Origin of the sequence: Vibrio sp. 10N.286.48.C11 (assembly GCF_041469805.1) — a bacterium.
Taxonomy (GTDB): domain Bacteria; phylum Pseudomonadota; class Gammaproteobacteria; order Enterobacterales; family Vibrionaceae; genus Vibrio; species Vibrio crassostreae_C.
Genome location: NZ_JBFRLK010000039.1, coordinates 47220 through 53247 on the forward strand (window position 1 = coordinate 47220; position 6028 = coordinate 53247).

The 6028-nt window shown below is 44.5% G+C and carries 7 protein-coding genes; 6 read left to right on the forward strand and 1 reads right to left on the reverse strand.

The features are described from left to right. Nucleotides 1-27 precede the first annotated feature (27 nt). The 5 genes from AB4209_RS11315 (at nt 28) to AB4209_RS11335 (ending at nt 2666) form a co-directional block, all read left to right on the forward strand. Nucleotides 28-759 (forward strand): glucose 1-dehydrogenase, encoded by a 732-nt coding sequence (locus AB4209_RS11315; protein WP_372055902.1) that lies wholly within the window; start codon nt 28-30, stop codon nt 757-759. Nucleotides 760-852: 93 nt separating this feature from the next. Beyond that, complete coding sequence (gene catB, locus AB4209_RS11320; RefSeq protein ID WP_017063920.1) at nt 853-1485, forward strand: type B chloramphenicol O-acetyltransferase; 633 nt, start codon at nt 853-855, stop codon at nt 1483-1485. Nucleotides 1486-1655: 170 nt separating this feature from the next. Further along, complete coding sequence (locus AB4209_RS11325; RefSeq protein ID WP_372055904.1) at nt 1656-1907, forward strand: Rho-binding antiterminator; 252 nt, start codon at nt 1656-1658, stop codon at nt 1905-1907. Nucleotides 1908-1915: 8 nt separating this feature from the next. Continuing rightward, on the forward strand, nt 1916-2149 hold the full coding sequence (locus tag AB4209_RS11330) for a hypothetical protein (protein WP_371722212.1): 234 nt from the start codon (nt 1916-1918) through the stop codon (nt 2147-2149). A gap of 67 nt (nt 2150-2216) precedes the next feature. Continuing rightward, on the forward strand, nt 2217-2666 hold the full coding sequence (locus AB4209_RS11335) for a GyrI-like domain-containing protein (protein WP_136982719.1): 450 nt from the start codon (nt 2217-2219) through the stop codon (nt 2664-2666). A 179-nt stretch (nt 2667-2845) separates the two neighbouring features. On the opposite strand, the gene AB4209_RS11340 is transcribed toward AB4209_RS11335, so the two are convergent. Beyond that, on the reverse strand, nt 2846-3439 hold the full coding sequence (locus AB4209_RS11340; protein WP_372052425.1) for a glutathione S-transferase: 594 nt from the start codon (nt 3437-3439) through the stop codon (nt 2846-2848). A 173-nt stretch (nt 3440-3612) separates the two neighbouring features. On the opposite strand from AB4209_RS11340, the gene AB4209_RS11345 reads away from it, so the two are divergent. Beyond that, on the forward strand, nt 3613-5868 hold the full coding sequence (locus AB4209_RS11345) for a peptidase U32 family protein (RefSeq protein WP_017070692.1): 2256 nt from the start codon (nt 3613-3615) through the stop codon (nt 5866-5868). Nucleotides 5869-6028: the final 160 nt, after the last annotated feature.

Sequence of the window (6028 nt, forward strand, 5' to 3'; positions counted from 1 at the left end):
AGAATAAGTAAACATTAGGAGGTTTCATTGAGCAAGGTAGTGGTTGTAACCGGCGGAAGCCGAGGCATTGGCGCAGCAACGTCTAAATTGTTGGCCAGTAAAGGCTATGCTGTATGCGTTAACTTCATACACAATGAGTCGCGAGCTGAAGATCTAGTAGACGAGATTCGTGAACAAGGCGGAACCGCGATAAGCGTGCGTGCGGATGTGTCTGTTGAATCGGATGTGAAATCTTTATTTGAGATTGCTCGTAATAAGCTAGGTCCAGTGACGCACTTGGTCAATAATGCCGGGATCTTGTTTACCCAGTCACCATTGGTTGATATTGAATTGGATCGCTTTGAAAAGGTGATGAAATCCAACGTATCAAGCTGCTTTCTGTGCAGTAAAGCCTTTATCAAACAAGCCGATGGCGCGGGTTCGATTGTGAATGTATCGTCTACCGCTTCTCGTACTGGCGCACCGTTTGAGTATGTGGATTACGCAGCATCGAAAGGTGCGATGGATTCACTCACCAAAGGCTTATCGCTTGAATTAGCTTCACGCAATATCCGAGTGAATGGCGTAAGGCCAGGTTGTATTTATACTGAGATGCATGCAGACGGCGGAGAGCCAGATCGCGTAGACAGACTAGCTTCGCAGTTACCGTTACAACGAGGTGGCACACCAGAAGAAGTCGCGAACTCTATCGCGTGGTTATTATCAGACGAAGCTTCGTATGTCACCGGCTCGTTTATTGATATTGCAGGCGGTCGATAGGGCACGTTTGCCTTTACACTAATATAAACAAGTTACAACCATCAACACGCAACAAAAGTACCTAACTAAAAGAACGAAACTAAGAGTACAACCATGAAAAACTATTTTGAAAGCCCGTTTGTTGGAAAGTCACTCAAAGAACAAGTGACCAACCCGAACATCATCGTGGGCGAGCACAGCTATTACTCGGGTTACTACCATAACCACAGCTTTGATGACTGTGCGCGTTACCTATTACCGGATAGAACCGACATCGATAAGCTGATCATTGGCAGCTACTGCTCGATTGGTTCTGGCGCCGTGTTTATGATGGCGGGCAACCAAGGCCACCAAAACCAGTGGGTGAGTACCTTCCCGTTTTTCTATCAAGACGATGAGAAGTTTGAAGGTGCGATAGACGGCTTTGAACGCTCTGGTGATACCGTGATTGGTAACGATGTGTGGATTGGTACAGAAGCCATGATCATGAGTGGTGTTAAGGTTGGTGACGGAGCCATCATCGCAAGTCGAGCGGTTGTGACTAAAGATGTCGCGCCATACTCGATTGTCGGTTCAAACCCAGCACGCCATATCCGTTATCGTTTCAATGAGACTGAAATCGCTCAGTTGCTAGAAATGAAATGGTGGGAATGGAGCGAAGAACAAATCAAAGGCGCAATGTCGCTAATGTGTTCTTCAGACATTGGTGGTTTGTACCATTATTGGAAAGGATTCTTGAAGCCTTAAATTGTCGTTCACAGATGAAATGTGAATGGTGAGAACGAGATTAAATTTAACAAATTACTCAATGTTCTGATTATGGCAATGCGATTGTGATACGAGTAACTTATTGATTGTAAAGATATTGAATAGTATGGCATGTCGCATTAGCGTGGTGGATGAATTGGAAGGGTATTATGATTAGTTGCAACGATTACGATTATATTGAGATTGTGTGTATGCACCGATACCCAATCAAATTAACGCTGAAATCTGGCGAGCAGATTGAATGTGTCGGATTAGATACTCAACGCAATGATAGCCGTGAAGAGTGCATTAAGGTCAGTATTCAAGGTGTAGAACAACTTGTCGTACTCACAGACCTTTCCACACTAGAAGTTTGTGTCGACAACCCTCACTTTCAGCATGTTTCATTCAAAACGTCATAGGCTTTCAAATGAATAGCACCATAGAACAATGCTATTGCACCGCGTGCAGAGAAGAGACACAACATGTTGTTGTGTTGGTCAGAAAGACGAGTGCGTTTGCAGACAAACCTAACCAAAAGCGAAGTGAGTTTTGGGCAGGCATGATAAAAGGTTGGTTCCTTGGCCCGTTTGTCGCGTCAATGGATGAGTTTTCTCGTCACCTTGTCTGTGAAAAATGTGGCCATAAAGAGATACAAGATTAGCATCGTTATCTTATAAAACATTGGATTCAATACAGTTAGATCGTCAATTGGCTTAGGAATAGAACGAATGAAAGTAGAAACGATTGAAGCCGTAAAGGCGTATGGGTTTTCAGTAAGAACCACTAATCAGGATGAGGTTGACCCAACTAAAGCGAAGATAGGTCAATTGTGGCAGGGCTTTTTTGATCAGGCTTTTCCCAAACTGACGCCGGATTCAAAAGTGTACGGTGTCTACACTAATTACGAGTCTGATTTTACGGGTGAGTTTGATGTTATCGCGTGTGCTAATGCGTTAACGGATCAAGACTTAAATAATCTTATTGAAACCAAGATTGAAGCAGGCAAATATCTGACGTTTTCTGCTGAAGGTGAACTTCCTCAAGCAGTCATCGATCTATGGGGTGAAGTGTGGGCGTATTTCAGCGCTGCTGACTGCCCACATGTGAGAACTTACACGACAGATTTTGAACTATACAAAGGTGAAACTGAAGTCGAGATTTCGATAGCGATTCAGTGATCAGGTTAAAATGAACAAAAGGCTTAGCTTAGACTGTGTTTGCCAGTTAAGAGACAGTAGTTACCGGTAAAGAGACAACGGAAACCCAGTTAAGCCTTTGAATATCTGCTCATTACAAAGAAGATACAGTGTCACGTACTTATCTTGATTACTACGCTTTCTCTATCCTTGAATTACCATTATCCACCAAAAAGACAATCTTGCTTGGTTTCATTCCACAAAGGGTATTGCTTCATGACTTGGGTGTAGAGCTTACTTTCAAGGTGCGCTCTTAACCAACGTCCTACGTTTTGATATTCCGATTTCACAAACCACTTCTTTTCGACTCGCACAAACTGACTGACGAAAGGCATCACCGCAAAATCGGCCAAGCTTGGGCTTTCTCCAAAAAAGTAGGGCTGATCGGTAAGTCGCACTTCTAACTGCTTAATGAAGGTTTCGCAGGCTTGTCGGCGTTGTTCAACATCGATGTTTCGGTAACGAACCGATGCACGATACCTTTCTAAGTGACCAATAAATTCTTCATCGTTGGTTTTAATGAGCTGCTGAACTTGTTCGCTAAGCGTTGGATTGCTTGAACGCAGAAGATCTTGAGGATCGTTTTGTTGAAGTGACCAGTTCATCACATCCAAGCTCTGTTCAATGACTTGTCCATTGGGTAACACCAATACAGGCACTGTTCCTTTTGGCGAACTGGCCAATAGTTCGCTAGGCTTGTCTTTGGTAACGATTTCTCGAAGTAACACTTTTTGCTGTGATAGTGCGATGCCCATTCGTCCGCGCATTGCATAAGGGCAACGGCGTAAAGAATAAAGGATAGGTAGATCGGATTCGTTCGGCATTATTGAGGTCATTTAGTTTGAAAAGTGTTGTACGGTGGTAAAGAGATCGTGATGTGGGTAGAATACGCGGCTTAAAAATTATAAGTAAGTGAGCGACTTCAAAAATGAGCAGAAAAATTGAGTTATTAGCCCCAGGTGGCGATGTAGAAGCGATAAAAGCCGCCATCGTAGCGGGTGCTAATGCAGTTTATTGTGGTTTAGACACATTCAACGCTCGTAACAGAGCCTCTAACCTGTCGTTAGACGAATTGAATGGTGTGATTCGCCTTGCTCATGAATACGGCTGTGAAGTGTTCCTGACTCTTAACGTTGTGCTACTGGAGCACGAGACTAAGAGCATCACCAAACTGCTGAACCAGCTTGTGAACACCAAAGTGGACGGCATCATTGTTCAAGACTTGGGTTTATTCAACCTGGTTAAGAAGCATTTCCCATCGTTAGACGTTCACGCGTCGACTCAGTTAACTACGCACAACGAAGGTCAGATTAAGTTCTTGTCTAAGATTGGCGCGACGCGCGTTAACTTGTCTCGTGAGTTGAACCTGCTTGAAATCAAGATGCTGACGGAAGTGGCACACGATCACGACGTATTAACCGAAGTGTTCGTACACGGCGCTCTGTGTATCGCATTCTCTGGTCAATGTTACTCAAGCTCAGTAAGTGTGGGTAACTCAGGTAACCGTGGTCGTTGTAGCCAAGCGTGTCGTGATGAGTACGAAATCACCAACGCGGGCAACAAGTTCCCACTTAACCTGAAAGATAACTCAGCTTACTACGACCTACCTGAATTGGTTGATGCGAAAGTCGACTCATTGAAAGTAGAAGGCCGTATTAAAGGCGCACACTACGTTTACACTGTGGTAGACACATGGCGTAAACAGATTGATAGCTTTGTAGAAAGTGGTTTGTTGATCGAAGACGATTCGAACCTACACAAAGTATTCAACCGTGATTTCACCAACTCTTTCCTAAAGGGCAACCTAACGAAAGACATGTTCATCGATAACCCGCGCGACAACAGCATGAACTACGCTGTTGAAAAAGCGACGGAGCAGAACAACGAAATCTCAGTTGTACAGATTCAAGAAGTGACCAACGAACTTCACCAAGCGAAAGACGTTCTTGGTAACGAAATGCGTGACAAGATCGAGTTCCTTGATATTCGCAAGACACCAGTAGCACTGTCGTTCAGCGCAAAAGTGGGTCAACCATTTACGGTGACTGTGAACACGCCAAAAGAGAACTTTACTCTTCAATCTAAATCGCTATTGAAAGCGGTTGAAGAGAAGGCGATTACTCAAGAGCTACTTGAGAAGCGCTTCAAAAACGTGAAGAGTGCAGTTCACACGCTAGAAAGCCACGACTTCAGTGAAGTGGATGCAGGCTTGTTGATTCCTCTAAAAGAAGTTTCAGACCTAAAAGACGAGATCGACTTCATTCTGAACGGCTCTGTGGAAGTGATTAAGCACGTTGAAGTGCCAGCACTGCCTCAGCACCCTAAAGTGAACGAGAAGCCGACTATGTCGATGCTTATCGCCGATGTAGAAGACTTACACCTGTGTGACGTGACTGACGCGGATGTTTACTTCAAACTTCCAGAAAGCTTCAAGAAGCGTTGTAACAAGTACATCGACATCTTGGCAGCAAACCCACGTTTGATTCCTTGGTTCCCAGCGGTATTGATCGGTAAAGATTACGACGAAGCGGTTCGTATTCTTGAAGAGATCAAGCCAGCTCGCATCGTAACCAACAACACGGGTATTGCTTACAAAGCTTACGAGATGGGTATTGAGTGGGTTGCAGGCCCGTTCATGAACACGACCAACTCTCACGCACTGGTTACTCTGAAAGAAGAGCTGAACTGTGCAGGCGCATTCATTTCGAACGAGATCAACAAAGGTCAGATTCGTCATATTCGTCGCCCAGAGAACTTCAAACTGTTCTACAGCATTTACCACCCAATCTTGATGATGACCAGCCGTCAGTGTTTCTTCCAAAGAACCGTGGGTTGTAACAAGCCAAGCATCGAAGCAGGTTGTATGTTGAAGTGTGAGAAAGCGACCACGATTACCAACGTGAAAGGCATCTCTTTTGCGGTTGATAAACAGAAGGGTGGCTACCCAAGCATTTACAACCACGAGCAGTTCTTGAACCACGACGCAGTAACTGACTTCTCTGGTCTGTTCGACGAGTTCTTCATTGACCTAACCAACATCGGTGCAGGTTCTAAAGAAGTGAAAGACAAAGTTGAGCTTATCAAGCATTTCGAAGCGCTACTGAACGGCGTTGAAGGTTCACAACAGAACCTAGAGCAGATGGTTGAAGTTCGAACTAATGCTCAGTACGTGCAAGGTCTATAGCGTACAAGTTTTATAGGGTTCAATGTCTATGGGCTGTAAGGCTTATAGCTTCTAACGCAAAGAGCGTTCAAGGTTTATAACGCTCAACCGCTTATAAGCACTCTGAACCAATAAACAAAAGGCCACTCAATCGAGTGGCCTTTTTAATGGTGCGCCGAGC

Coding starts and splice junctions, on each gene's coding strand:
- AB4209_RS11325 (WP_372055904.1), top strand. CDS start 1,656: ATGATTAGTTGCAACGATTACGATTATATTGAGATTGTGTGTATGCAC.
- AB4209_RS11330 (WP_371722212.1), top strand. CDS start 1,916: ATGAATAGCACCATAGAACAATGCTATTGCACCGCGTGCAGAGAAGAG.
- AB4209_RS11340 (WP_372052425.1), bottom strand. CDS start 3,439: ATGGGCATCGCACTATCACAGCAAAAAGTGTTACTTCGAGAAATCGTT.
- AB4209_RS11345 (WP_017070692.1), top strand. CDS start 3,613: ATGAGCAGAAAAATTGAGTTATTAGCCCCAGGTGGCGATGTAGAAGCG.
- AB4209_RS11335 (WP_136982719.1), top strand. CDS start 2,217: ATGAAAGTAGAAACGATTGAAGCCGTAAAGGCGTATGGGTTTTCAGTA.
- catB (WP_017063920.1), top strand. CDS start 853: ATGAAAAACTATTTTGAAAGCCCGTTTGTTGGAAAGTCACTCAAAGAA.